Annotated in this window: 16 protein-coding genes and 1 other RNA gene; 8 read left to right on the top strand and 9 right to left on the bottom strand. The window is 63.5% G+C overall.

The window, feature by feature from the left end:
* Positions 1-173 precede the first annotated feature (173 nt).
* From rnpB to ACYVKQ_RS08140, 4 genes are all read right to left on the bottom strand, one after another.
* An RNA gene (gene rnpB, locus ACYVKQ_RS08125) (RNase P RNA component class A) lies at positions 174-571 on the bottom strand.
* 48 nt (positions 572-619) lie between these two features.
* Positions 620-1,006 carry a hypothetical protein gene (locus tag ACYVKQ_RS08130; protein WP_460577448.1) on the bottom strand — a complete coding sequence of 129 codons (387 nt, stop codon included), beginning with the start codon at positions 1,004-1,006 and terminating at the stop codon, positions 620-622.
* Positions 1,007-1,022: 16 nt separating this feature from the next.
* Positions 1,023-2,909, bottom strand: coding sequence for a M1 family metallopeptidase (locus ACYVKQ_RS08135; RefSeq protein ID WP_460577450.1), 1,887 nt, complete (start codon positions 2,907-2,909; stop codon positions 1,023-1,025).
* A 306-nt stretch (positions 2,910-3,215) separates the two neighbouring features.
* Positions 3,216-4,352 carry a Smr/MutS family protein gene (locus ACYVKQ_RS08140; protein WP_460577452.1) on the bottom strand — a complete coding sequence of 379 codons (1,137 nt, stop codon included), beginning with the start codon at positions 4,350-4,352 and terminating at the stop codon, positions 3,216-3,218.
* A gap of 706 nt (positions 4,353-5,058) precedes the next feature.
* Here ACYVKQ_RS08140 and ACYVKQ_RS08145 point away from each other — a divergent pair.
* Positions 5,059-6,687 carry a hypothetical protein gene (locus ACYVKQ_RS08145; protein WP_460577454.1) on the top strand — a complete coding sequence of 543 codons (1,629 nt, stop codon included), beginning with the start codon at positions 5,059-5,061 and terminating at the stop codon, positions 6,685-6,687.
* Positions 6,688-6,751: 64 nt separating this feature from the next.
* On the opposite strand, the gene ACYVKQ_RS08150 is transcribed toward ACYVKQ_RS08145, so the two are convergent.
* Positions 6,752-7,684 (bottom strand): DUF2279 domain-containing protein, encoded by a 933-nt coding sequence (locus ACYVKQ_RS08150; RefSeq protein WP_460577456.1) that lies wholly within the window; start codon positions 7,682-7,684, stop codon positions 6,752-6,754.
* 260 nt (positions 7,685-7,944) lie between these two features.
* Here ACYVKQ_RS08150 and ACYVKQ_RS08155 point away from each other — a divergent pair, with 260 nt between their 5' ends.
* On the top strand, positions 7,945-10,776 hold the full coding sequence (locus ACYVKQ_RS08155) for a DUF4961 domain-containing protein (protein WP_460577457.1): 2,832 nt from the start codon (positions 7,945-7,947) through the stop codon (positions 10,774-10,776).
* A 107-nt stretch (positions 10,777-10,883) separates the two neighbouring features.
* Here the strand turns inward: ACYVKQ_RS08155 and ACYVKQ_RS08160 are convergent, their stop codons facing one another.
* Positions 10,884-11,744, bottom strand: a complete 861-nt coding sequence (locus tag ACYVKQ_RS08160) for an N-acetylglucosamine kinase (RefSeq protein ID WP_460577459.1) — start codon at positions 11,742-11,744, stop codon at positions 10,884-10,886.
* Positions 11,745-12,039: 295 nt separating this feature from the next.
* Between ACYVKQ_RS08160 and ACYVKQ_RS08165 the strand changes: the two genes are divergently transcribed.
* On the top strand, positions 12,040-13,260 hold the full coding sequence (locus tag ACYVKQ_RS08165) for a T9SS type A sorting domain-containing protein (RefSeq protein WP_460577461.1): 1,221 nt from the start codon (positions 12,040-12,042) through the stop codon (positions 13,258-13,260).
* A 477-nt stretch (positions 13,261-13,737) separates the two neighbouring features.
* On the opposite strand, the gene ACYVKQ_RS08170 is transcribed toward ACYVKQ_RS08165, so the two are convergent.
* The 3 genes from ACYVKQ_RS08170 to ACYVKQ_RS08180 form a co-directional block, all read right to left on the bottom strand.
* Positions 13,738-14,529, bottom strand: a complete 792-nt coding sequence (locus ACYVKQ_RS08170; protein WP_460577463.1) for a SusE domain-containing protein — start codon at positions 14,527-14,529, stop codon at positions 13,738-13,740.
* Positions 14,530-14,620: 91 nt separating this feature from the next.
* Complete coding sequence (locus tag ACYVKQ_RS08175) at positions 14,621-16,249, bottom strand: RagB/SusD family nutrient uptake outer membrane protein (RefSeq protein WP_460577466.1); 1,629 nt, start codon at positions 16,247-16,249, stop codon at positions 14,621-14,623.
* An 11-nt stretch (positions 16,250-16,260) separates the two neighbouring features.
* Complete coding sequence (locus ACYVKQ_RS08180; RefSeq protein ID WP_460577468.1) at positions 16,261-19,269, bottom strand: SusC/RagA family TonB-linked outer membrane protein; 3,009 nt, start codon at positions 19,267-19,269, stop codon at positions 16,261-16,263.
* Between the two features lie 402 nt (positions 19,270-19,671).
* Between ACYVKQ_RS08180 and ACYVKQ_RS08185 the strand changes: the two genes are divergently transcribed.
* From ACYVKQ_RS08185 to trpC, 5 genes are all read left to right on the top strand, one after another.
* The gene (locus ACYVKQ_RS08185) at positions 19,672-21,096 is read left to right on the top strand and encodes an alpha/beta hydrolase-fold protein (protein ID WP_460577470.1); all 1,425 of its coding nucleotides are present in this window, start codon (positions 19,672-19,674) and stop codon (positions 21,094-21,096) included.
* A gap of 390 nt (positions 21,097-21,486) precedes the next feature.
* Entirely contained in the window at positions 21,487-22,968 is a 1,482-nt protein-coding gene (locus tag ACYVKQ_RS08190; RefSeq protein WP_460577472.1) for an anthranilate synthase component I family protein, read from the top strand.
* 66 nt (positions 22,969-23,034) lie between these two features.
* On the top strand, positions 23,035-23,607 hold the full coding sequence (locus ACYVKQ_RS08195; protein ID WP_460577474.1) for an anthranilate synthase component II: 573 nt from the start codon (positions 23,035-23,037) through the stop codon (positions 23,605-23,607).
* A gap of 101 nt (positions 23,608-23,708) precedes the next feature.
* Positions 23,709-24,701, top strand: a complete 993-nt coding sequence (gene trpD, locus ACYVKQ_RS08200; RefSeq protein ID WP_460577476.1) for an anthranilate phosphoribosyltransferase — start codon at positions 23,709-23,711, stop codon at positions 24,699-24,701.
* A gap of 99 nt (positions 24,702-24,800) precedes the next feature.
* Positions 24,801-25,634, top strand: coding sequence for an indole-3-glycerol phosphate synthase TrpC (gene trpC, locus ACYVKQ_RS08205; protein WP_460577478.1), 834 nt, complete (start codon positions 24,801-24,803; stop codon positions 25,632-25,634).
* Positions 25,635-25,641 lie beyond the last annotated feature (7 nt).

Raw genomic sequence — 25,641 nt, forward strand, 5'->3', positions numbered from 1 at the left:
AAGGTAGCGGCGCGTACGAACGCCTCATTCGTTGCTGAAGGGGGTGAAAAGCAGCTCTTTTAACGCAGGCCGTTCGACCAAGTACGTTCAACGACGAGACGCAAATATGCGTCTCTGCGCCGACAAACAAACCGGCCGCCGCTGCTCTGTTGCAACGACGGCCGGTTCTGAAGAGAGGTGATGCGCCTGTAAGCCGGGTTCTGTCCGCTGCCTTGCGGCCGCGGCCCCACCATTTATCTAGGCCCGAACTCGCGCGCGGGCTCCATCAGCCTACCCGCCGACCGGACGAGCCGCCCGTTGCAGCGCCTTGCGGCGTTGCCTGCCGGCCTATTTGGCCTTTCAACCCCTGAGGTTTACCCAGCCGGACGGTCACCCGCCCGCTGGTGCGCTCTTACCGCACCTTTTCACCCTTACCGGCCACCCGAAAGCGGCTTGGCGGTAGTTTTCTGTGGCACTAGCTGTCCGGCGGCCGTTCCCAGCCGCCGTCCTTCCCGTTAGGAAGCAGGGCGCTCTGCGTTGCCCGGACTTTCCTCTCCGTCCCGAAGGACGCAGCGGTGGGGCGGCGCATCACTTGCGGGCAAAGGTACGCATTGCGGCCCGTGCGCTTTCCTGCGGCGGCCTATTTATTCGGCGTGGCCGTTGGCCAAGCCCAATCCTGCAGCTGCTCAAGGTTCGTGCGGTAAAGCCTGACGAAAGCCACGCGCCATTCGTCGCGACGGTCTTTGACCACTTTGCACTCCACCGAACAAGCGCCTTGCGGGCCGACGGCTTTCATCAAATACACCGCCGAATCCAGATAGACGCGGTGGCTGGAATATTTCTCAACCGTAACCCCGGCCCCGCAACGAGCCTTTACGGCAAGAGTCCGGGCCACCGCCGCTGCAGCTATCCGGTAGCTTGGTGCCTGGTCACTATCGTCGCCCCAGGTGGACTCCAGTGCCCAGAGCCCGAGCAGCAGAGTCACGATAAACAGCCCAAGGCAGATGCGGCGTGCTTGGTTGGGCATTATCGTGCAATGTGTTTTACTTCCCCGTCCACACGTTGTCCTGCGGGTAGCTGTCGGGCACCCAAGTGCTGCCCAGCTTCACCTGCTTCACGGGTTTGTCGCCGGGGATATTCACCGTGACGCTGCGGGCGCCGGTTTCCCACACGGCCACCGAGCGGTGGGCCTGCTGAGTAGTGCCGTCAGCGTAAGTGATGGTCAGGTCGACGGGCACGGGCTTCGTGCCTTTGGCTTCCACCAGCACGTCGTAGCCGATGCCCTGCTTGGTCACATTCTGAATGGCCAGGTCGGGGTATCCGCCGTCGAAAAACCAGCGCTGCCAGAACCAGTTCAGGTTGCGACCGGCCCCGGCGTTCATCGAGTTGAAGAAGTCGTAGGGCATCGGGTGCTTGCCCTGCCACGTGCGGATGTAGTGGTGCAGGGCCTTGGTAAACAGCTCGTCGCCGAGCATATCCTTCACGTAGAGGTAGCCCAGGCCGGGCTTGGGGTAAGAGTTGAGGAAAAAGGCCGTGCCGCTCTGCTGGGTGCTGAGCGTGGTGATGGGTACATCGACCTCGGTAGCGGCATTAGCGGCGTAGGGCGCCACGCCGTAGTCGTCGTCCAGCTTCGGGTCGATAATCTTGGAAATCAGCCACTCGCCGATGGTGGCCCAGCCCTCGTCCATCCAGCCGTACTTGGTCTCGTTCGTGCCCATGTAAAACGGGAACATGGTGTGGAATATCTCGTGGTCGGTCAGCGTAATGGCGTCGGCGCGGGTTTCCACCGGGTTGTCGTTCACCATCATCGGGTATTCCATCTGGTCGAGGCCGTCGAACACGGTGATGTGCGGGTAGGGGAAGGGCCACTTGGGGAAGGTGTAGCTCATGGCTTCCACCGTCTTGCGCCCGAACTGCACCACTTCCTCAAAATCCTTGTGCCGGGGGTTGTACACGGCATCCACGCGGGTGCGGCGCCTGGTGGTGGGGTCGACAACGAGGCTGGTGGCCTGCCACACGTAGTGGTCGGAAGTCGCGAAGGCGAAGTCCGTCACGTTGCGGGCCTCGAAGCGCCAGGTATTCTGGGCGGCGGGCGCGGTGATGCCGCGGCGCTGGGCGTCCGCGGCGCTGATGACGGTGGTGTAGCCGTCCTTTTTCTCCGCGTCGCGCAGGCGCTTCAGGTAGGTTTTGGTGAGCACCTGCTCGGCGTTGAGCAGGTCGCCCGTGGCCCACACCACAAAGTCCTTGGGCACGGTGATGTCGGCCGAGAAGTTGCTGAAGTCGTTGTAGAACTCCTGCTGGCCGTTGTAGGGAAAGTCGTTCCAGCCCTCCAAGTCGTCGTACACGGCCACGCGCGGGAAAAAGTAAGCCACGAAAGCCGCCCCCGGCTCCACCTCGCCGGTGCGCGTGTGCGAGCCTTTGTTCAGGGTGTAGGAGTACGTGACGGAAATCTGCGCGCTCTGCTTTGAGCCCAGCGCCTGCGGCAGCGGCACCGACATATTCGTCGCCTGCTGGCGCAGCTTCTGCGCATCCACCGGCTGCCCGTTCACTGTCAGCTTCTCGATTTTGACACCTTCGCCAATGTCCTCCGGCGCCATGCGGCTGGCGCGCGGGGCGCCCTGCTGGTAGAGGTTGGGGTAGAGCTTGAAGAGCAGCCGCGGCAACTCGTCGGGGCTGTTGTTCTGGTACTTGATGTCCACCGTGCCCGCCACGCGCCGCGTGGCGGGGTCAAAGTTGATTTTCAGCGCGTAGTCGGCCGTGTTCTGCCAGTAGTTCGGGCCGGGCTGGCCGTCAAGACTGCGGGTGCCCTTGGTATAGGTGGCTTGCAGGTTGCGCGGCACGGGCAGCGCGGGCGCGGCCGCTTGCTGGGCAAGGCTGGGCAGGGTGCTGAGGGCGAGAAGGGAAGCGGCGAGCAGGCCGGGGAGGTTCATAGGGGAGGTGGAAGTGGTACTGTCAGCCTGAGCAAAGCGAAGGACCTTATCACGTTTGCACAGTGACCAGGCCGCAGTCGTTCAGGCAGTCAAAAATCTCGGGTTGGATTCAGTGAGTCAATCAATGCCTCTTTCTTGGCTCGCGTTCAGCCTTTCGGCTCTTTCTCGCGGGCAATAGCACCGAGGCTGCTCTGGTGCTCCTCGAAGTAAAGCAAGCGGTAACAAAAATAGCGGCCAGCAAACGTCTGTTGCTGGCCGCGGTTTTCAGGGCTGTGCGAGACGATGGGGTGTAAACAACGGCCCCGCTTACTTCAGCCGCACTAGCGTGGCGCCGTAGCCGAACTTCTCCTTGCGCGCTTCCTCAAAGAACTTAATGTCGCGGTTGCGGCTCAGGCGCTTGTGCAGCTCCTTGCGCAAGGTGCCGTTGCCGGCGCCGTGGATGAAGATGATTTCGTGCATGTTGGTGGCCAGGGCGCGGCTAAGCGCGTCCTCGAAGGCCGCCGTCTGCAGCTCCAGGATAGCGGTATTCGTGAGTCCTTCGGTGCCGCCCTCGGGCTTGAGGGCCTCCAGGTGCAGGTCCACTTCGTGGGGCGGGGGCACGATGTCCTTCACCGGCTCCTGCTTGGGCGCGGGCACCACCGATTTCGCGTCACCGCGCAGCTTGTCGGCCAGCTGGTCACGCAGCTTCACCGGATCCACGGCGGGAGCAGGCTTGGCGGCCGGCTCGTCGGTGGTGGGAACGGCGATGGGCGCCACCGGCTTCTCGTCGAGCTGGAAGAGGTAGGCCTCGCGCTTAATCACCGGCGCCTCGCGGCGCGAGGAGTAGAAGGAGCTGGCTTTGAACGAGACGCGCTTGAGCAGCGTGTCGTAGAGCGTGGGCGCGTTCAGCTGCGCGGGCAGCAGCTGTACCACGGCCGTGGCCCACTGGTCGAAGTCCTTGAGGTGGCGGTGGCCCAGCGGCTGGCTGGTGGTCTTGGGCGCGAGCTTGTCGGCGGCCAGGGCCCGGTACTGCCCGTTGCGCTCCTCCCCGAATGTGAAGAGCACGTCGGCGTCGGTGTTGTTGATCAGGTGGGCCACCAGCAATTCCGAGGTCTGCTGTACCAGCGCCAGGTACAGGCCCTTGGGGGCGGGCGGGGCCGGCGCAGCCTTGGCGGGCGTGGTGGTGCTGCCCGCGGGCGTGGTCGTGGTGGTGGAAGCAGCCGCGGCGGCTTTGGCCCCGGGCTTGTTAGGCTTGAGCGGGCGCGCCGGAGCTACCTGCGAAGGGGCCAGCTCGCTGCCCCCGAAGGCCTTGAACTCCTCGGCGGCCACCAGCACCAGCTCCGAGCGGAGCACCGGCACCGGGAAGTCGTCGATGGTAACTTCCACCAGGTTCTGGTCGAGGATGCGCGTAACAATGCCTTCTTCGCGGCCCGACATCAGGCGCACTCGGTCTCCAATATTCATAGTTGTGGCAATTCGGGTGGATGAGGATTACGCATGAGCCGGCCAAAAAAGTGCCGGATCGGCGTGGGCAAGGGGGTAAAGGTCGGTAGAGAATCGGGAAAAGTTGCGGCTAAGCTTTGGCGAAGCAGCGAAGCCACGGCCAGCACGCTTCTAGCTCGTGCTGTGACTTGCCTGGACTTATCTTGTTCCCCTTGGCTGCCATTGTTGGTAAGGACTGATGCCTGGGAAAAGGCAAAACTTAATGTTTTATGGTTATTGCATTTATGTAAAAATAACTATAATATAAGTCATGTGTTGAGCAGGTGAACTTCGGTTTAGGGATGCTCCAGTTTACCACCGCGGCATTTCAGCTTGGAACAGCGGGCTGAGCCTGTGCGCATTTGCCGTGGCAATGACTGTAATACCGAAGCCAGCGCTGCTGATTTAACCGAGCGTAACCTGCACCGGACCCTGGCGTCTAGCCACACTCCGTTCATCAACGGCTGGAAGGCCGGTGGCCAGGTAGTTCCGCCCCGGGGCATCCAGGGGCTGGCCGCTTGCCGACGGGGCTGCGGTATTACTAACAACTGCTGACTGCAACGCCCTGCTGCGCAAAAGCCGGCCTGAGCAACGTCAGCGGCAGCTGCCGGGGAGACGCCGCCCCGCTGGGCAGGCATCAAGGCGCGAAGCCAAGACTTCGCTGGTTTCTCACATGTTGAATCCGGTTATGTTCGCCGATTTACACAGTCATCCCCTGGGGCGCTCCTTCAATTACCTGCGCAACTCCGCTAGCGACGTAGCGGGCAACGCGGACTACCACGGGTGGAACATTCCCCAATCTGACCTCCGCAAATTGGCGCGCGGGCGCCGGGCTTACGCTTACTCGCAGTGCGACTTGGCCCGCCTTACCAAAGGCGGCGTACGCCTAGTGTTTGCTTCGCTGTATCCCCTGGAAAAAGGATTTTTCCTGAAAGAGAAACAATTGTGGCGGCGACTGGCCGGGGTGGACGATGACGACGAGCGGGAGCGGATCCTGGCCCGGCGTATCAACAACAAGGCTGCCCGGCGGAGCCTGCGTGACTTGCTGCAGGCACGCAAGATGCGCATGACGCCAGCCCGCATCAACTTCCTGCAAAGCAGCGGCTACGATTATTTCGAGGAGCTGCTGCTGGAATACCGCTTTCATACGCTCAGGCATAACGTGAGCATCGCCCTGAAAAACTTTCCTTTTAATGCCGAGTCGACAGGCGACGTAAACGGGCGCTACCGGCTGGTGCACAACGGCCGCGAAGCCGATGAGCTGCTCGCCGATGCGGCCAGTCAGGACATTGCCGTGGTGCTGACGGTGGAAGGCATGCACGCCCTGGGTGTGGGCAACCCGCCCGGTATGGGCGAGGACGTTTCTACCGAAGAACTCAAGCGGCGCATCGGCATACTCAAAGGGCAGCAGCCCGGGGTATGGGAGTACCCGGTGTTATTCATCACGTTTGCCCACCATTTCAGCAACGGCCTTTGCGGGCACGCCCACAGCCTGCCCAGCAGCGCCCGCCTGATCATGGACCAATCCCGCGATATGAACGCCGGTTTCGTCAACGACGGGCTGCTGATAGCCCGGGAGCTGCTGGGCCTCGACGAACAGGGGCGTGACAACGGCACGCGTCGCATTCTGCTGGACGTCAAACACATGAGCGCTCAGAGCCGGCAGCAATATTACGAGCAGATTGTGCGGCCCTACAACGCGGCGAATCCGGCGCGCAAAATCCCCGTCGTGGCCAGCCACGTGGGCTACTCCGGCTGTGCCACGCTGACAGAACTGGTGCACGACAGCGGCAGCGAACAGGACAACACCGCGCAGGACGAGTTCCTGCGCTGGAACATCAACCTTTGCGACGATGATGTGGCCGAAATCCACGCCAGCGAGGGGTTGCTGGGCATGTCCTTCGATCAGCGCGTACTGGGCGTTGACCGCACGTTCCTCGGCCTGATTCGCGTGGCAGACCGGGAGCGGAACAGCATTATGGCCTTCGAGCGCATGCTGGAGCGGGTGGTGCGGGTACCTTTCGTACGGCACTTGCCGAATCCGCAGCGCATCTGGCAAACGCTCACCATCGGCACCGACTTCGACGGCTTCATCGACCCCGTTGATCCGTACCCGACGGTCATGGAATTCAGCGCGTTTGCCGAACACCTGGGCACGCGCCTCAACCGCTGGCACAACGACACCCAGGACCGCGGCGGCTACTCCCGGGCCCAGCTACTGGCGGGCCTCAGCGTGGAGGAGTTGGTGCAAGCAATCAGCATCGGCAATGCCCGGGAGTTTGTGAAAAAGCATTTCGTGGAGCGCGTCGTCGCGTAGTGCGGCGTCCCAAGCCCGTGCAGCGCGCCCGAACCAGCCTCCGACGGACTGCGGCTGCACGGCTTTAGTGGTAGAGTCCGTGCAGCACCAGCCCGCGCTTGCGGTTCAGCTCCAGGGCGGGGGCGGGCAGGTGAAAAATGCTGGCCACGTAGAATACCGTGCGCAGGGCCTTGCTGCGCGTAGGTATATGGCGCAGGTCGAGGTCGAAGCTGAGGTAGTACTGGCGGTAGCTGTCGAGGCCGGCGGCGCGGTTGGTGGCCGCGTCGTTGTACACCATCTGCTGGGCTCCGTAACCCAGGGCTGGCTGCAGCCAGCGCGGCCAGCGGCTGCCCTCGGGCAGGAAGGCGCCGACGTCGGCGCACAGCCAATAAGTCTGGCCGTTGTAATCCTTGAGCAGCCGCTCGGCGCGGCTCTGGCCGAGCACATTCGGTCGCATTGCCGCGTAGCGGGTGCCCCGAAACGACACTTTGGGCATGAGCCGCACTTCGCCCCAGGTCAGCTGCTGCCCGATAAGGCCAGCCGACCCCAGAAAGTTGGCTGCCAGGTCCGTGGCCGAGGCGCCGTAGGCCGGGTCGCGCCCATCGAAGTACTCGATGGGCGTCTGCAACAGAAAGCCCACGAAGCCGCCGTACCACAAGGCTTTTTGGGGGGAGAGGCCGGCCCAGCGCAGCAGGTCCACCGCGCCCCGGCTTTCGTGGAAGGCGCCCCAGAAGTGACCCGCTTTGTCGAGCTGCTTCCACTCGGGCAGGTCGTTAAACCAATGAAACGAGCTGCGCGGGCCCGTGTACCAGCCGCTGGCCAGGGCGTAGTACGTGCCGGCGTAGCCCACCGCGAAGGTGCCCACTACGAGCGGCAGGCGGTGGCGCGGCACGACGGCCGCCGGCTGCGGCAAGGAATCAAGCGGCCGCACCGGCAGGCGAGCGGGCCAGATCGGACGGGAAAGGTGCGGGTTGGACGGGTTCAGCGCCCGCGTAAGTGCCCGGGGAGAGCGGCTCAACGGGGTCGAATCCGGAGCGGCTGACCGGGGCGGCAGGCGCTCGGGTACATTGATTTGCGCCTCGGCTGAGCGAGTACTCAGTCCATTAAAAAACATTAATAAAACACACAAATAAAATCGGAAGTAACTTAGTGGCGGCATAGCCCGAAAAGTACGCAGAAAAGCGCAGTGCGGTCATTTCGAGCGCACGTAGGACGCGGGTTCTGCCGCTGGCGAACGTGCCGGACTTCGATTTTATTTCTCATCCATTCCCACACTTCATGAAGACACTTCGACTCCTGGCCGTGTTGCTGCTGGCGCTGACCGGAGCGGCGCGGGCGCAGGTGGTGACCACCAACCCGGCCTTCTTTACAGCCGCCGACCCGGTCACCCTCACCTTTGACGCCTCCCAGGGCAACGGCGGGCTGAACAACTTCACCGGCGACGTGTACGCCCACATCGGCGTCATCACCAACCTGAGCACCACGCCCTCGGATTGGAAATACGTGAAGTTTACCAACTTCAACGCCCCTGATCCGTCCGTGCAGCTGACGCGCGTGGGCCCGAACCGCTACACGCTGAGCATCACGCCCAACGTGCGGACGTGGTTCAACGTGCCGGCCAATGAGCAGATCCTGAAGCTGGCCATGGTGTTTCGCAACGCCACGGGCACGCAGGTCGGCCGCGCCACCGGCGGCGGCGACATCTTCGTGGACGTAGCCCAGAGCGCTAACCTCTCGGTGCGCATCACCAGCCCGGCCCCCGGCCCGAACCCGCTGTTCGTGAGCAGCGGCGGGGCCGTGAGCGTGACGGGCGTGGCTTCGCAGGCTGCCACGCTCACCCTGAGCCTAAACGGCACGCAGGTAGCGCAGCAAGCCAATGCCACCACCCTGACCGGCAACGTGACGCCTACCCAGGCGGGCCGCAACGTGGTGCGCCTGACGGCCACCATGGGCTCGACCACGGCCTCGGACTCCGTGATTGTGTACGTGCGCGCGGCCGTGGCTACGGCCGCGCTGCCCGCCGGCGTGCGCGACGGCATCAATTACCTGCCCGGCGGCACCTCCGCCGTGCTGGTGCTCACGGCTCCCAGCAAGCAGTTCGTGTACGTCCTCGGCGAGTTTAACAACTGGCAGCCCGAGCAGTCGGCCCACATGTACAAAACCCCCGACGGCAACCAGTGGTGGGTGCAGCTCAACGGCCTGACCCCTGGCCGCGAGTACGCCTACCAGTACCTGGTGGACGGCGAACTGCGCGTGGCCGACCCCTTCGCCGAGAAAATCCTTGATCCGAGCAACGACTCATTCATCCCGGCTGTCACCTATCCGAACCTGAAAGCCTACCCCGCAGGACGGACCACGGGCATCGTGTCGGTGCTCCAGACCAACGAGCCGGCCTACGCTTGGCAGGTTAGCAATTTCCGCAAGCCGGCCGTCAGCAAGCTGGTGATATACGAGTTGCACCTGCGCGACTTCATTGCCCGCCACGATTACCAAACGCTCATCGACACGCTGGGCTACCTGCAGCGCTTGGGCATCAACGCCATTGAGCTGATGCCCGTCAACGAGTTCGAAGGCAACGAGTCGTGGGGCTACAACCCCTCGTTCCACTTCGCCCCGGACAAGTACTACGGTCCGAAAAACGAGCTGAAGCGGTTCGTGGACGAGGCCCACCGCCGCGGCATGGCCGTGATTCTGGACATGGTGCTCAACCACGCCTTCGGCCAGAATCCGATGGTGCAGCTGTATTTCGCCAACGGCAAGCCCGCGGCCAACTCGCCCTGGTTCAACTCGGATGCGACCCACCCCTTCAACGTGGGGTACGATTTCAACCACGAAAGCCCCTTTACCCGCAGCTACAGCAAGCGCGTGATGGAGCACTGGCTGCGCGAGTACCGCATGGACGGCTACCGCTTTGACCTCTCCAAGGGCTTCACGCAAACCAACAATCCGAACGACGTGGGGGCCTGGGGCCGCTACGACCAGTCGCGCGTCAACATCTGGCTGGACTACAACAGCTACATGCGCACGGTGGACCCGAATGCTTACGTCATTCTGGAGCATTTTGCCGACAACTCGGAGGAACTGGTGCTGTCAAACGCTGGCATGCTGCTGTGGGGCAATCTGACGCATTCCTACAACGAGGCCACGATGGGCTACCTGCCCGGTTCCAATTTCAGCTGGGGCTATTACGGCAGCGGTAACGGCGGCCGCGGCTGGACGCAACCCAATTTGGTAGCGTACATGGAAAGCCACGACGAGGAACGCCTGATGTTCAAGAACATCACCTACGGCAATCAGGCCAACCCCGCCCACGACGTGCGGAGCCTGCCCGTGGCCTTGGCCCGCAACGAGGCGGCCGCTGCTTTCTTTTTCACCGTGCCCGGCCCGAAGATGATCTGGCAGTTCGGCGAACTGGGGTACGACGTGAGCATTGACTTCAATGGCCGCGTGGGCAACAAGCCCATTCTGTGGAATTACTACGACCAGCCTGCCCGCCGCAAGCTCTACGACGTGTACCGCTCGCTCATCGAACTGAAGAAAACCCAGCCGGTATTCGATAACCCGACCTCGTACTCCCAGCAGCTGAGCGGGGCCGGCAAAACCATCCACTTGAGCGACGCCACTCAGAAGGTCACCGTGGTGGGCAACTTCGACGTGACGACGACCGCCGTGGATCCGGCCTTCCAGCAGGCCGGTAAGTGGTACAACTACTTCTCCGGCGACAGCATCAGCGTGACCAACGTGAACAGCCTGCTCACGCTGCAGCCGGGCGAGTACCGCGTGTACACCAGCCAGCGCGTGCGTCGTCCCGCTACGGTGCTGACCACCAAAGCTGCCCAGCAGGTGGCCGTCCTCGGCCTGAGCGTAGCCCCGAACCCGGCGGCGGCCCGCGCCACCGTTCGCCTGACGCTGCCCACGGCCGCGCCCGTGACGGTGAGCGTCCGCAACCTGGTTGGCCGCGAGGTACGGCAGGTGGTGCTGCCGGGCCGCCAGGCCGCCGGCGCGCTGGCGGTGCCCGTGTCGCTCGATGGGCTGGCCGCTGGGGTGTACCTGCTGAACGTGCAGGTCGGCGCCAGCTCCGCTACCACCCGCCTGGTAGTGCAGCCCTAAACCGCTCCACATACCAAAACGCCCGCGCCGAGCAATCGGGGCGGGCGTTTTGGTTTTATGCGGGCAGCTGGCCCCAACGGTTGGCAAAAGTGCTGGGCGCCGGCGACCTACTCGGCGGCGGCCATTTCCACGTGGTAGTCCACCAACGAATCGATAGGGGAGCGGATGATCTTGCCGACTTCCATGCCGTGGGCGCGGGCCACCTGGGCTAGCGCGTCGCGGAAGTTATAGCCCACCGAGCCCACGCAGTTGAAGGAGTAATTGCGGTAGCCGGGGTAGCGCGTCACCAGGTTCTGAAAGAAGGCTTCGAAGCCGTCCACCACGATGTCGCGGCAGTAGCTCACGTTGTTGTGGTCGTAGGCAAACTTGCTGAACGAAGCCAGGAAGCGGTTGGGCAGCGGCTGGTTGTAGAGCCGGTCGAAGATCTGCTCGTTTTCCAGTCCGTACTGCTCCCGAAACGCCTCTTGCAAGCCGTCGGGCAGCAGCCCGCGCATGTAGTCGCGCAGCAGGCGCTTGCCGATCCATGAACCCGAGCCCTCGTCGCCGAGGAAGTAGCCCAGCGAATCGATGTTGTGCGTGACGTCTTTGCCGTCGTAAATGCAGGAGTTGGTGCCCGTGCCGAGGATGGCCGCAAACCCCGGCTTGCTGCCCAGCAGCGCCCGGGCCGAGGCCAGCAGGTCGTGGCCCACAAACACGTTGGCCAGCGGGAATACCTGCCGCATGGCTGCTTCCACGGTGGCTACGTTGTGCGGCGTGGAGCAGCCGGCTCCGTAGTAATACACTTCCCGCACGGCTTGGCGGTTGAGCGTATCGGGCAGGCTCCCGTCGAGCGAGGCCACGATACCCGCCGTGTCGATGAAGTAGGGGTTGTACCCTTCGGTATTGAAGTGGACGCGTTGCTGCGGGTCGGCCAGATCGAGCTGGCACCAGCTGGTTTTGGTCGAGCCTCCGTCGGCAATTAGAATCATGGAGAAACGGGGGAAGGGTTGCGGAAAAATATGCCGCACGGTGGGAAAGCGCCCAGTGCGAAGGGGCTAAGTTAAGAGGCTACCGGAAAGATGCCGCGTGCGGCAGCCCGCGTTGAGTCGGTTTTTGTGCGCTGTAAGTGAGTCTTTACCCATAAGAACCAACGCTCTAGGAATAATACCGAATAAATCAAAAAAATAACGCAACTAACGAGCTTGGTATTTGCGTAATATTTAACATTCTTTCCGAAAGCTTAAGGCTTCCTTAACTCATTCCCACTTTCCTTTCCAAACCCTCATGAAGTACACATCTACTCTGCTTGTTGCCGGCGCCCTGGCTACCCTCGGCCTGGATGCCCAAGCCCAAGCGCCCATCACCGTTGACGGTCAGCTGACGGCTACGGAGGTTGCTACCAACGGCTACCAGCTGGTGGGGCGTCGGCCCGGTCTTTCTCCCGCAACCCGTGGGTTTGGCGACGCGGGCCTGCTGGCTGTGTATGCCGCCGCTGATGCGACAAACCTCTACTTTTTTGTAGTTGGCACGCTGGAAACGAACGGGTCGAATGTGTTGCAAAACTCCATTCAGATGTTCGTGACCCGCCCGGGTGTGACCGGTATTCCCGTCGGCACGGCGCTGCCGCTGCCCGCTCCCGCTACGGCTCCGGCCGTGAATACTTCTTTTCAAAACATGGGCGCCAAGCTGGATATGCCGGCTGACCTCGGCATTGCTGTATCGCGCAACGATGTGGCCAACCAGTTGAAAGTGGATGCCATCGTCTACACGGCCGGCACGCCGAACACGGCCACTGCTACCGTGGCCAGCGGGACCACGCCGCTCAACGTAACCACCGGCGCCGCGCTTAACACGCCGGCTACGCTGCCCAGCCCCTTCCAGGGCTTTGCCAACGCGTCCGTGGCCTACCGCACCAGCGCCAACCTCTCGAGCAACCCCGGCTACAACGCCGGCAATGCAACCACCATTGGCAACGCTCCGGGCAACGGTCTGGAAATCCGCGTCAGCCGCGCCGCAATGGGCATCCCCGCCGCCGGCGGCCAGATGCAGCTTTTTGTCGTGCAGAACAACCAGGACGGCGGCTTTCTGTCTTCCGACTTTATTCCGATGGGCGGCGTGACCCCCTCCACTACCAACCCCGGCACCAACCCCGACTTCACGAGTGCTGCTTTCCCCGGCCGGCAGGCCGCTACGCTCAACATTACCGCTTCCGGCGTGACCGTGCTCAGCAACCGCCGTACCGCCAACGAAATGGCGCTGAACGTGTACCCCAACCCGGTACTGGGCGAGTCGACCGTGGCCTACCGTGTGCAGAGCGCGCAGCAGCACGTCAACATCGAGCTGACCGACCTGATGGGTCGCCGCGTACGCACCCTGTTTGAGGGCCAGCAGGGCGTGGGCGTGCAGACGCGGAAGCTGCAGGCTGATGGCGTGGCCGCCGGTACCTACTTGGTGAAAGTACAGGTGGGTGAGCAAGTAGCCACCCACAAGGTGAGCCTGCTGTAAGCCTGATTGCAATCAGACGGAGCGACAGGGCTCCGCAAAATGAAAAGCGCCGGCCCAGGGGCCGGCGCTTTTTTCGTTATCCGCAGTGGCCTCGTGGGCAGCACCAAGCCGCGTGTGGATTACGCCGGGCTAATCGGCGAGTGGATTAAGTAGATGCCGCCGGGGCACCGAGGCGGAGCAGGGCTGGCCACGTGCTGTGCCCGGGCTGCGGCAGCCCTGAGCGAAAGCAGGCCGGTGCCGCTAGCCTGCCGTCTGGCTGTGCAAACGGTACTGCTACCCGCTTGTGGAAGCGGGCCGCGCCTGAGTGAAACAGGTCGCGGCGGGTGGTGTAAACAAACGCCTGCTACACCGCGCAGGCCAAAGGCGAAATAGCTGGCGCGGGAAACTACCCAACGTACGCGTGCTGAAATCCAGCGCCGTGCACAAAAAAAGCCCCGGCCGTGAGGTCGGGGCTTTTTGGGAAGGGGTGCCTATGAACTAGGGACGCTTCACCCAAGTAAACGTTTTGGCCGAAACGTTCAGGGAAATGTCGTAGTTGCCGGCACCGTTCGGCACGGCAATGTCCGGGCCACCAGCGACCAGCGCCGGCGAAGCCGTGTTGGGCGTTGCCGCAGCGGTACCGCCGAAGTTTACAGCCCAGTCATCGTTCGCGCGGAATTTGAATTTGCCCGTGCCGTTCAGAGCGATGTTGCTGATTTTGTACGTGCCCGAGCAGAAGTCGTAGGTCATATCCGAATCCGAGTTCCACCCCGTGGGCGTGGCGTCACCGATGATACCCCACCGGTCAGCCGGGGCCTGCTGCGCCTGGAAGGGCGTAGCGGTAAGGGTGATTACCTGCGACATCAGCGGCGCAACATTGTCGTCCACCGAAGCACGTACGCGCATCTCGATCGGCGTGGCCGGGGGGGCAGCGGGCAGGTTGCAGTCCAGATCATTGTACACCTGGTTCAGCTCCCCTTTGGTGAAGGACTTGGCCAGGGCACCGCTCAACGGAAAGGTTTTGGCGTTGGCGAAGTTGGTGCCAGCCTTGGCAATTTCCAGCGTGTACGAGACGGCTGCCTGGTAGCCAAACGTGGCGGGAGTCCAGGTCAGGGCCAAGCCGGGGTCGCCCGCATTGGCGCGCGTCAACGTCCCGGGAGAGGTGGTCGAGGCCGTAAGCACCGGCGTAGCGCCGGGATTGAGGACTACGCGGTCCTCGTCTTTTTCGCAAGCCGTAAACCCGAGCGCCAAGGCACAGATCACAGCTGCATTGAGAAACCATTTTTTCATGAGTGCGGACTCGTTTGAGGTGGGAGGGAACTGGTCAAAGCCGACCGGAAAGTACCGGTACTCGTCCGGTCGGCTTTGGCACCAAATGGCATTAGTAGCCCGGGTCGTTCTGCTTCAGGTTGGGGTTAGCCACCAAGTCAGTCGTCGGAATCGGGAACAGGTTGAAGCGCGCGGGTACACCCTGGCCAGCCGCCGTACCACCTTTAAAAGGCCATACGTACGAACCGCTGGTGAAGAGGCCGTAGCGGATCAGGTCCGTGCGGCGGTGTCCTTCCCAGTACAACTCGCGGCCCCGCTCGTTGAGCACTTCCTGCAAGGTGAGCTGCGCAGCGGAAAGCGGCGAAGCACCCGAACGGACACGCAGACCGTTGACATACGTCAAGGCTTGGCTAGGCGAGCCGCCCTGGCCCCCGCGCAGCACCGCTTCCGCGTACATCAGCTGCACGTCGGCGAGGCGGAACATCGGGAAGTCGGTGTCAATGAAGTTGCCTTCGCCGCCGTTGGCTTGAGCATCCGAGCCCGGGGCCCCCGTCGAGGAGATGTTGCGGAACTTCGTGAGCAGGTAGCCCTGGCTAAAGGTGAAAATGTCACTGATGTCGCGCGACTGGCCGGTGGTGAAGAACATGGCGCGCTTGTCAGTGCTGGTTGCACCGCCATCGAACAGATCCACCAGGTTACGCTTGGTGCGAATGCCACCCCAGCCTCCGTTGATGCCGAAGGAGTCGGCCGCGAAGGCATCGAGAGCCCCACCCACTGGCGCGTGCACCAGGAAAGTCATGCCGCCGTAGGTCTTGGTGAAGCGCCCGTCGGAGGTAATAGGGAAGATAATCTCGTTGCGCGCCGTCGACCGGCTGTTGTCGGTGCGGAACAAGTCGCGGTAGCGCGGGGCGAGGGAGTAGCCGCCCGAGGTCAGCACCTTGTTAGCGTAGGTGAGGGCATCGGTGTAGCGGGGCGTGCCGGTGTACACCTGCGCGTTCAGGTACAGTTTGGTCAGCAGCGTCCAGGCCGCGGCCTTGTCGGCCCGGGCGTACTCAGTGCGCGGGGCAATCAGCTCGTTTTCGATGGCTCTCAGCTCGCTTTCCACGAAGGCAAACACATCGGCGCGGCTGCGCTGCTGCGGCTGAGCAGCCCCCACTTCCGACGTTTCGTCGGCGAAGGGCACGTTGCCGAACATATCGATGGCGTGGTAGTAGCTCAGGGCACGCAGGAAGCGGGCCTCAGCACGGTAGGTGCGGATGGTGGCCTTATCCCCATCGGCGATGCCGCGCTCCGACATACGTTGCTCGGTCGTCTGGCGCAGGAATTCGTTGCAGAGGGCTACCTGGTAGAAAATGCGGTCGTACATGGCCCGCACAAACTCGTTGTTGGCGTTCCAGGTCAGGCGGTTGTAGTCGGGCAGGTTGCCGTCGTTCCAGGCGATGATGGCCTCGTCGGTGGTCAGTTCCTGGGCCATCCAGTACTGCCGCAGGTAGTTCGAAAAACCTTCGTCGATGCCGGTGATGTCGGGTTGGCCGGAGGGACCATTCTGGCCGCTGATGGCCAGGGTGGCATACAGACGGGCCAGTACTTGTTTGATTTGCGCCGGGTCGCGGTACACCACGTCGGGCACCGCGTCGAACTCGGGCGTCTGCTCCAAGTCACCGATACAGGATGTAGCACCGGGAAGCAGCAAGGCGGCCAGGGCAAGGGCTCCCAAAGTCCGCGTGAATTTATTTTTCATCAGTGTGGGAATTAGAAGCCGAGGTTCAGGCCGAGGGTGAAGGTGCGGGCGCGCGGGTAAATGACGTTGTCGATGCCGATGTTTCCGTCGCGGGTAGCTTCCGGATCGAGGCCGTCATAGTTGGTGAGCAGGAACGCATTCTGAACAGCGAAGGACACCCCGAAGTTCGTGTTTTCACCGGCCAGCGCCCCAAAATTGTAACCCAGCGTCAGGTTCTCCAGGCGCAGGAACGAGCCGTTCTCGATGTAGTAGTCCGACTGCAGCACCGTGTTGGGCGTGTTGTTGAACTGCGAGTAGTTGGCCTCCGGGGTTACGTTGTAGAGGAAGTCCAGCGAGCTGGGCACGAAGTTCGAGCCCGAGCGCACGTTGTTGTACACGTAATTGCCGATCTGCGAGCGGAAGGTGAAGGCCAGCGAAGCCTTGCCGTAGCTCATGTTCGAGCCGAAGCCCAGCGTGGCTTGCGGACGCGGCGACTTGTAGCGGTAGCGGTCGGAGCCGTTGATGACGCCGTCGCCGTTACGGTCGACTGCCACCCCTTGCAGCGGGCGACCATCCTGGCCGTATACCTGCTGGTACACGTAGAACGACTGCGCCGGGAAGCCCACCGTGTTCACCTGTATGGTGTTGCCGGTACCGCCCGCAATGCCACCCGTCAGGTTGCCAACGGCGCCGGGCGCTTCGTTGGTCGTGAGTCGCTTGATTTCGTTACGGTTGAAGGCCGCGTTGGCATTCACCGAGATGTTGAACCGCTCGCTTTGCACAGCGTCCACGTTGGCCTGAATTTCGAGGCCGCGGTTCTGCAGCTCACCCACGTTCAGGTTCAGTTCGTTGGTCAGGTTGGCCAGGGCCGATACCTGCGTGAAGTTCAGCAGGTCTTTGGTGTCGCGCTGGTACACGTCCACGGAGCCGTAGAGGCGGCCGCCGAAGAAGCCGAAGTCCAGACCCGCGTTGTACGTCGTGGTGGTTTCCCACTTCAGGCGGGGGTTGTAGCCCGAAGAGCGCAGCGTGCGGATGAACTGGTCGCCGAGCTGGTACTGGGCCGTGGAGGTGCTCAGCTGGTAGCGGGCAAGGTAATCGTAGAAGCCGCCGATGTCCTGCTGGCCGGTCTGGCCCACGCCCACACGCAGCTTCAGGTCCGATACCACCGTGTTGTCTTTCAGGAATCCTTCGTCCTTGATGCGCCAGGCCACGGCTGCCGAGGGGAAGTAGCCGAAGCGGTTGTCCTCGGGGAAACGCGACGAACCGTCGGCGCGCATCGTAGCGGTGAAGAGGTACTTGCCGTTCAGGTTAAAGTTGGCGCGGCCGTAGAACGAGAGCAGGTTCAGCTGCTGCACGATGGTGGAGTCGCCGTTGTAAGCCGCGGTAGCGCGCTGGAACAGGGTGCGGTCGGCGCGCAGCTCCGGAAAGTTGTACTCCGTGTTCTTAAACTGCTGCCAGGAGTAACCAGCCAGCAGTTCGAGGCGATTGGCGCCGAACTCGCGGTTGTACTTGGCGAAGGTTTCCAGCAGCAGGTTGTCGCGGTCCTGGCCGGAGTTGTTGTTGCGGCCGCGGCGGTTGAAGTCGGCGGCGGCGTTGGTGGGCGTAAACACGGTGCCGCGGCCCCGCTGGATGTCATAGCCCGCGTTGACGTTGGCGCTCAGGCCGCGCAGGAAGGGCAGTTGGTAGTCGATCTGGGCGTTGCCGATGCTCCGCTTTACGGTGCTTCGGTCGCGGCGCTGTTCGATCAGGGCCACGGGGTTGCGTGCGGCCAGGGCCGAGAGGTTACCGTTGGGCTGCAGGAACTGGAAGTAGCCGCCGTAGGGGGCAAACTGGGCTTCGGTGGAGCGCACCGGTTGCGTGGGGTCGAAGAATACGGCACCGCCTACCGCGCCCTGATCGGAGAAGTTGTTGTCGATCCACGAGCCTTTCACGTTCAGGTCGATGCGTAGCGTGCCGTCGAGCAGCACCGGCGTCAGGCCGATGGAGCCGGTGTAGCGCTTCAGGTCGTTGTTGCGCAGCAGGCCTTGTTGGCCCAGGTAGCCGGCCGATACGCGGTACGGCACTTTGCTGCCCAGCGAGCCAGTGACGCTGGCCGCGTTGTCGGTGGTGTAGGCCGAGCGGAAGATTTCCTTCTGCCAGTCGGTGTTGGCCGAGCCCAGCAGGGATTTCTGCCGCTCGGTGCCGCGGGCGTTGACCAGCGCGCGGAACTCGTCGCCGCTGAGTACGTCCACATACTTGTTGGGGGTGGCAATGGAGTGCTGCGTCGAGACGTTGACGCGGGTCTTCTCGCCGGCAATGCCACGCTTGGTGGTGACCAGTAGTACGCCGTTCGAAGCGCGCGAGCCGTAAATGGCCGTGGCCGAAGCGTCCTTCAGCACCGTCACGCTCTCGATGTCGTTCGGGTTGATGAGGGAGAGGGGGTTGGCGGCGCCGCGCAGCGTGCCGTTGTCAATCGGCACCCCGTCGATGACGATGAGCGGGTCGTTCGAAGCCGACAGCGACGAGCCCCCGCGGATGCGGATCTGCGACGCAGCACCCGGCTGGCCGCTGTTGGTGTTGATTTGTACGCCGGCTACTTTGCCCTGGATCAGCTGCTCAGGGTTCGTTACCTGGCCCTTCACAAACTGCTTTTCCGAGATTTGCTCCACGGCGCCGGTCAGGTCTTGGCGGCGCGTGGTGCCGTAGCCCACCACCACGGCTTCGTTCAGCAGGGTGGTGTTTTCGCCGAGCGTGAGGGCGTTGACCGTGGCCGTCTGGCCGGCCGTTACCGTCACGGGGATGCGCTGCGTGGAGTAGCCCACGAACGAGGCCACCACCGTGCGCGGACCCGCCGGCACGTTCTGAATCAGGTATTGCCCTTCAGCGTTGGTAGAACTGCCCAGCTGGGTGCCTTCGATGATGACCGTCACGCCCGGCAGGGCTTGTTGCTTTTCGTCCAGAATGCGCCCGCTCACTGCCCCGGTTTGGGCGGCGGCGCTCAGGCTGCAACAGACAAGAAAAAATAGCAGAAACCAGAGTTTCGGCAGGTACGTGTGCTTCATGATGACATGAAATGGGTTGTGGGAAAATTGCAGGGATTGGTGAGTTGCGGCAGGATGGCCCTAAAAAAGCCGTTTAGAGGCATTGTTCCAGCTTTTGGGGAAAAGCCTGGAGTGAGTGACCCATTAATAAACTGCGCAAGATAAAGTTTTGGTAGGCGCAAACGCAACGATGCACGGCAGTACAGGAACATGATTTTTGTTCCGAACGAAGTCGTTGCTGAGCCTGCTAGGCGCGCACCTGTACGCGGGTGCCGTGTTTTACACCGGGCCAAGAAGGGCCGTATTGCTTGTAATAAGGGCAATTGCGCAGGAAACGTGAGTGAGCATTCAATCACCGGTGGGCAACCAGTAGGCAAATTTCGCTTGTTTCTAGCACTTTTGCGCTGTACCCAACTGGATTATATGCGTCTTTTTTTTGTCTTGCTCCTGCTCGCCGGAGCCAGTGCCCGTGCTCAGACCACCTTCCGTCTGACCAGCGTGCCCGCCGCTACGCCGGCCGGCGCCACCCTGTACATGGCTGGCTCCTTCAACAACTGGAACCCCGGCAGCGCCGCGCACGCCCTCACCCGGCAGCCCGACGGCACCTATACCGTGACGCTGCCCGCCACGGTCACGGGGGCCTTGGAGTTTAAGTTTACCCGCGGCGCGTGGAGCTCGGTGGAGTCCGACGCGCAAAACCAGGACATCAGCAACCGGCGCTACACCGCCACGGGCAGCCCCGTTACGGTGGATTTGCAGGTGTTGAACTGGAAAGACCTCGGCGGCGGGCCTGCGCCGTGCCAGTCTACTGCGCTCCAGCCGCAGGTGCGGGTGATGAGCACCGCGTTTCAAATGCCCCAACTCGGGCGCACCCGCCGGGTGTGGGTATACCTGCCCGCCGACTACGCCACCAGCACCCGCCGCTACCCCGTGCTTTACCTGCACGACGGCCAGAACGTATTCGACCAATGCACCAGCTTCTCGGGCGAGTGGGGCGTCGACGAGGCGCTGGCGCAGCTGCAGCAGCAGGGCCTGGACCCGGCCGGCTGCGTGGTGGTGGCCATCGACAACGACGGGGCGCAACGCCTCAACGAGTACTCGCCGTGGACCAACGCGCAGTACGGCGGCGGGCAGGGCAACCAGTACGTGGATTTCCTGGTGCAGACGCTCAAGCCCTACATCGACCAAAACTACCGCACCCTGCCAGACCGGCTCAACACCGGTATCGGCGGCTCGTCCATGGGCGGGCTTATATCGTTGTACGCGGCGTTGGAGTACCCCGCCGTGTTCGGCCGCGCCGCCATCTTCTCGCCCGCGTTCTGGTTTGCCGAAACCGAGCTGAAGAATTACCTCCACCAGCACCGCGCCGCGGCCGGTCAGCCCACGCGCTTCTACTTCGTGGCGGGCACCCAGGAAAGCCAAACCATGGTGCCGCTGATGAGCGCCGTGCGCGATTCGCTGCAGCGCGCCGGGTACGCCGCCACCGACCTGAGCTACCAGACCCGCGCCGACGGGCAGCACGCCGAGTGGTTCTGGCGCCGCGAGTTCCCGGCCGCTTACCAGTGGCTGTTTCGCCCCGCCGGCGTGACCGACACGCGCGGCCCGGGGCAGCTACCGGTCTTGGCGCTGTACCCGAACCCGGCCAGCGAGGTGCTGCACGTGCCGCTGCCCGCCGGCTGGCGCTCGGCCCGCCTCGAAATTGTGGATTCGGCGGGGCGGGTGCTGCGGCGGCGCACGCTGCGCACGGGCGACGCGGCTGTGCGCGTGGCCGAGCTGCCCCGGGGAAGCTATTTCGTGCGGCTGAAGGGCGAAAAGCAGACCGTCACCCAACAATTCGTGAAAGAATAGGGTTACTAGGATTAGCAATTCCGCAATACCGGACCTCTACATCGAAGCTGTTTTAGAGTTTCGTCGCGTTTTGGCCTGTATTTTTAATAATTGTTAAAATATTCGCTCATTGTTTGAAATGATTTGATTTGTGCTTGGCGCTTGCGGCACAGCAGCTGTACTTTTGCAGCGTCAACCATTCACTCACCATGACTTACGCGACGACTTCTCAGCAGCTTTGGTGGTGGCCCAGCCGTGTTCACGGTCGGGACCGATAGCCTGCGTTTGTTGAGTTGTTCGAGCAGTTGACCCTGCTACCCTCAGATACCTAGCAGTGCAAGCCCGGCCCGCCAGCCGGGCTTGTTGCTTTTACCGGCCCAGGTATCCGATCCTTTTTTATCCCCTGTTGCCATGCCCGCCGCCATTCCGCTCCGTACCCGCCACCTGCGCCTGCCCGCCGACACCGTTACGCCCGTGGGGCTGTACCTGCGCCTGCGCGACCAGTACCCTGGCTGCCTGCTGCTGGAAAGCTCCGACTACCACGCCCAGCAAAACGCCTTTTCCTACCTGGCCCTCGACGAGCTGGCCCGATTTGAGTTGCGCGGCGCCGAGCTGCTGGAGCGCCTGCCCGGCGCCCCCGAGCAACGCACCACGCTGGCCGACCCGCGCCACGAGGCCCTGCCGCGGCTGCGCGCGTTTGCCGGCCGTTTCGAGGCACCCGACTGCGAGCAGCCGTTTATCACCGGCGGGTTGTTTGGCTTCATGGGTTACGGGGCCGCGCCGTACTGCGAAGACGTGACCTTCCGCACCGACAAGCCCGCGCCCTATCAGCTGCCCGATGCGCGCTACGGGCTGTACCGCTACGTGCTGGCCCTGAATCATTACCGGCAGGAGCTGCACATCTTCGAGCACACGCCCGCCGGGCAGGAGCCCGACGAAGCTGCCCTGCAGCGCCTGCTGAGCGTGGTGCGCAGCCCCGTGCGGCCCACCTTCAGCTTTTCGCTGGAAGGGGCGGAGCAGACCAACCAAACCGACGACGAGTTTCGCTCCATCCTCAGCCGGGGGCAGCAGCACTGCCTGCGCGGCGACGTGTTTCAGCTGGTAGTGTCGCGGCGCTTTCAGCAGCGCTTCCGCGGCGACGAGTTTCAGGTGTACCGCGCCCTGCGGGCCATCAACCCCTCGCCCTACCTCTTTTACTTCGACTACGGCAGCTACCGCCTGCTGGGCTCCTCGCCCGAGCCGCAGCTGCGCGTGGAGAAGGGCGAAGCCAGCATCTTCCCCATTGCCGGCACCTTCCGCCGCACCGGCCACGATGCCGAGGACGCCGCCCTGGCCGAGAAGCTGGTGCAGGACCCCAAGGAAAACGCCGAGCACGTGATGCTGGTGGACCTGGCCCGCAACGACCTGGCGCGCCACGGCCGCAAAGTGGAGGTACGCCGCTTCCGCGAGGTACAATACTACTCGCACGTGATTCACCTCGTCAGCCACGTGGCTGCCACTCTGGCCGAAGGCACCGACTCTTTGCAGGTGGCCGCCGATACGTTCCCGGCTGGTACGCTCTCGGGCGCACCCAAGGTGCGGGCCATGCAGCTCATCGACGAGCTGGAGCCCTCGGCCCGCGGTGCGTACGGCGGCTGCCTGGGCCACCTCGGCCTGAACGGCGACTTCAACCACGCCATTTTCATTCGCTCCTTCGTGAGCACCGGCAACACGCTCTACTACCAGGCCGGCGCGGGCGTGGTGGCCAAGTCCGACATCGAGTCGGAGCTGAACGAGGTGCACCACAAGCTCGGCGCCCTGCGGCAGGCCATGCGCCAGGCCGCCCATGCCGGGGAAGAGGTAGTGGCCACCGAAATCGGGGCCCGCGCCCCGCTTTCCACAGCGGCTTTCTGAGGCGTCCGTCGCAGCTTTCCGCCTGACTTTCAGCGGAGTACCCACTCGTTCTAACCCGGCATTTCGATGAACATTCTCGTCTTCGACAACTACGATTCCTTCACCTACAACCTCGTGCAGGTGCTGCGCGAGCTGGGCCACGGCGAGCAGCTGACCGTGCGCCGCAACGATCAGATCAGCCTGGAGGAGGTCGACGCCTTCGATGCGGTGCTCCTCTCGCCCGGCCCCGGCGTACCGTCCGAGGCGGGGCACATGCCCGAGCTGATCCGGCGCTACGCCCCCACCAAGCGCATGCTGGGCGTGTGCCTGGGCCACCAGGGCATTGCCGAAAGCTTCGGTGCGGCGCTTGTAAACCTCACCGACGTGCACCACGGCGTGGCCAGTGAAGCGCAGGTGACTAGTGCTGACGACCGGTTGTTCCGCGGCCTGCCCGCGCGCTTTCAGGTGGGCCGCTACCACTCCTGGGCCGTGCGCCCCGATTCCTTGCCCGCCTGCCTGGAAGCCACGGCCTACGACAACGAAGGCGAAATCATGGCGCTGCGCCACCGCACCTACGACGTGCGGGGCGTGCAGTTTCACCCCGAGTCGGTGCTGACGGAACACGGGCACCAGCTGATCAAAAACTGGCTGGAGGGCTGAATCGGTGCCGAGTAAAGCCTAGAAAATACGGTACCTGCACCTACCGGTATTCGCCTCCCGCAACACGCCCTCGTTCGCTTCCTCACAAACACACCGTTGTAATGAAAGACCTGCTCACTGCCCTGTTCGAACACCACACCCTCAGTCGGGGCGAGGCCCACGCGCTGATGTTGCGCTGGGGCCAGGGCGAAGTGACCGACGCGGAAGCCGCCGCTTTGCTGACGGTCTACCGCATGCGCCCCATCACCGTGCCCGAGCTGGCCGGCTTCCGCGACGCGCTGCTCGAGCTGTGCCGCGACCCGGAGCTGGGGACCCACGAGGTGCTCGACATCGTGGGCACCGGCGGCGACGGCAAGGAAACGCTCAACATCAGCACGCTGGCCAGCTTCGTGGTGGCCGGCGCGGGCTACAAAGTGGCCAAGCACGGCAACTTCGGCGTTTCCTCGTCGGTGGGGGCGTCCAACATTCTGGCTTACTTCGGCTACGATTTCGACGCGCCCATCGACCGGCTGCGCCGCCAGCTCGACGCGGCCAGCATCTGCTTTCTGCACGCGCCCGCCTTTCACCCGGCCATGCGCCACGTAGCCCCGGTGCGCCGGGCGCTGGGCGTGCGCACCTTCTTCAACATGCTCGGGCCGCTGATCAACCCGGCCCGGCCCACGGCCCAGCTGCTGGGCGTGTACAGCCTGGAGCTGCTGCGCCTGTACCAGTATTTGCTGCAGGAAACGGGCACGCGCTACGCGGTGGTGCACGCCCTCGACGGCTACGACGAGCTGAGCCTGACCGGCGAGGCTAAGATTGCCACCTCCGAAGGCGGGGAGCGGCTGCTCACGGCCTCGGCCCTGGGCCTGCCCGTGTGCCACGCGGCGGAGCTGGCCGGGGGCCGCTCGGTGGAGGGCTCGGCGCGCATCTTTCGCGACGTGCTCGACGGCAAGGGCACCCGCGCCCAGTGCGACGTGGTGGCCGCCAACGCTGCCCTGGGCATCTGCTGCGTCAACCCCGCCAGCACCCTGTCCGACGCCCTGGAAGCCGCCTACGACTCGCTCGACTCGGGCCGCGCCCGGCGCGCCTTTACCACGCTGCTGAACACGTAAGCCTGCCGACGGCCCAGCTGGCCGCCCGCTATTTCCCACGCACACCAACCCCAACACCTCCGTAGTCGCCAGATTGAAAAAGGACGGGAGGTAAGGCATATGAATACGACCCTGAACACCCCCGACGTACTGGCCCGCATCGTGGCCCACAAGCGCCAAGAAGTGGCCGAGCGCCGTGCCCTGGTGCCGGAAAAGCTGCTCGAGCGTAGCCAGTACCTCAACGCGCCCACGCTTTCGCTACGCGGCTACCTGCGCCGGCCCGAGCTGAGCGGCATCATTGCCGAGTTCAAGCGCCGCTCGCCCTCCAAGGGCTGGATCAACGAGTTTGCGCCGGTGGAGCGCACCACGCTCGGCTACATGCAGGCCGGGGCCTCGGCCCTGTCGGTGCTCACCGATACCGAGTTTTTCGGGGGGCGCAACGAGGACCTGACCACGGCTCGGCGCTTCAACCTCTGCCCGATACTGCGCAAGGACTTCGTAGTAGATGAATACCAGCTGCTCGAAGCCCGCAGCATCGGGGCCGACGCCGTGCTGCTGATTGCCAGCGTGCTGGAACCGACGGAAGTGCGTCACCTGGGCCAGCAAGCCCGGGCCCTGGGCCTGGAAGTGCTGCTGGAAGTGCACGACGAGGACGAGCTGAACCGCACCCTCGACGTGGCCCTGGACGCGGTGGATCTGGTGGGCGTGAACAACCGCGACCTGCGCGACTTCAGCGTGAGCCTCGACCGCAGCCTGCGCCTGGTGGAGCAGCTGCCCGCCGCGCTGGGCCGGGTAGCCGAAAGCGGCCTGCGCACCGCCCAGGACCTGCAGGTGCTGCGGCGCGCCGGCTACGACGGCTTTCTGATCGGCGAAACGTTCATGCGCCACAGCCGCCCGGAGCGCGCCTGCGCCACCCTGGTGCAGCAGCTGCGCGAACTATCCGGCGCACGATAGGCTTTTC

It is taken from the genome of Hymenobacter coalescens (assembly GCF_054783195.1).

Excerpts from the sequence above, each read along its gene's own strand:
- ACYVKQ_RS08130 (WP_460577448.1), bottom strand. The coding sequence starts at position 1,006 with ATGCCCAACCAAGCACGCCGCATCTGCCTTGGGCTGTTTATCGTGACT.
- ACYVKQ_RS08135 (WP_460577450.1), bottom strand. The coding sequence starts at position 2,909 with ATGAACCTCCCCGGCCTGCTCGCCGCTTCCCTTCTCGCCCTCAGCACC.
- ACYVKQ_RS08140 (WP_460577452.1), bottom strand. The coding sequence starts at position 4,352 with ATGAATATTGGAGACCGAGTGCGCCTGATGTCGGGCCGCGAAGAAGGC.
- ACYVKQ_RS08145 (WP_460577454.1), top strand. The coding sequence starts at position 5,059 with ATGTTCGCCGATTTACACAGTCATCCCCTGGGGCGCTCCTTCAATTAC.
- ACYVKQ_RS08155 (WP_460577457.1), top strand. The coding sequence starts at position 7,945 with ATGAAGACACTTCGACTCCTGGCCGTGTTGCTGCTGGCGCTGACCGGA.
- ACYVKQ_RS08160 (WP_460577459.1), bottom strand. The coding sequence starts at position 11,744 with ATGATTCTAATTGCCGACGGAGGCTCGACCAAAACCAGCTGGTGCCAG.
- ACYVKQ_RS08165 (WP_460577461.1), top strand. The coding sequence starts at position 12,040 with ATGAAGTACACATCTACTCTGCTTGTTGCCGGCGCCCTGGCTACCCTC.
- ACYVKQ_RS08170 (WP_460577463.1), bottom strand. The coding sequence starts at position 14,529 with ATGAAAAAATGGTTTCTCAATGCAGCTGTGATCTGTGCCTTGGCGCTC.
- ACYVKQ_RS08175 (WP_460577466.1), bottom strand. The coding sequence starts at position 16,249 with ATGAAAAATAAATTCACGCGGACTTTGGGAGCCCTTGCCCTGGCCGCC.
- ACYVKQ_RS08180 (WP_460577468.1), bottom strand. The coding sequence starts at position 19,269 with ATGAAGCACACGTACCTGCCGAAACTCTGGTTTCTGCTATTTTTTCTT.
- ACYVKQ_RS08185 (WP_460577470.1), top strand. The coding sequence starts at position 19,672 with ATGCGTCTTTTTTTTGTCTTGCTCCTGCTCGCCGGAGCCAGTGCCCGT.
- ACYVKQ_RS08190 (WP_460577472.1), top strand. The coding sequence starts at position 21,487 with ATGCCCGCCGCCATTCCGCTCCGTACCCGCCACCTGCGCCTGCCCGCC.
- ACYVKQ_RS08195 (WP_460577474.1), top strand. The coding sequence starts at position 23,035 with ATGAACATTCTCGTCTTCGACAACTACGATTCCTTCACCTACAACCTC.
- trpD (WP_460577476.1), top strand. The coding sequence starts at position 23,709 with ATGAAAGACCTGCTCACTGCCCTGTTCGAACACCACACCCTCAGTCGG.
- trpC (WP_460577478.1), top strand. The coding sequence starts at position 24,801 with ATGAATACGACCCTGAACACCCCCGACGTACTGGCCCGCATCGTGGCC.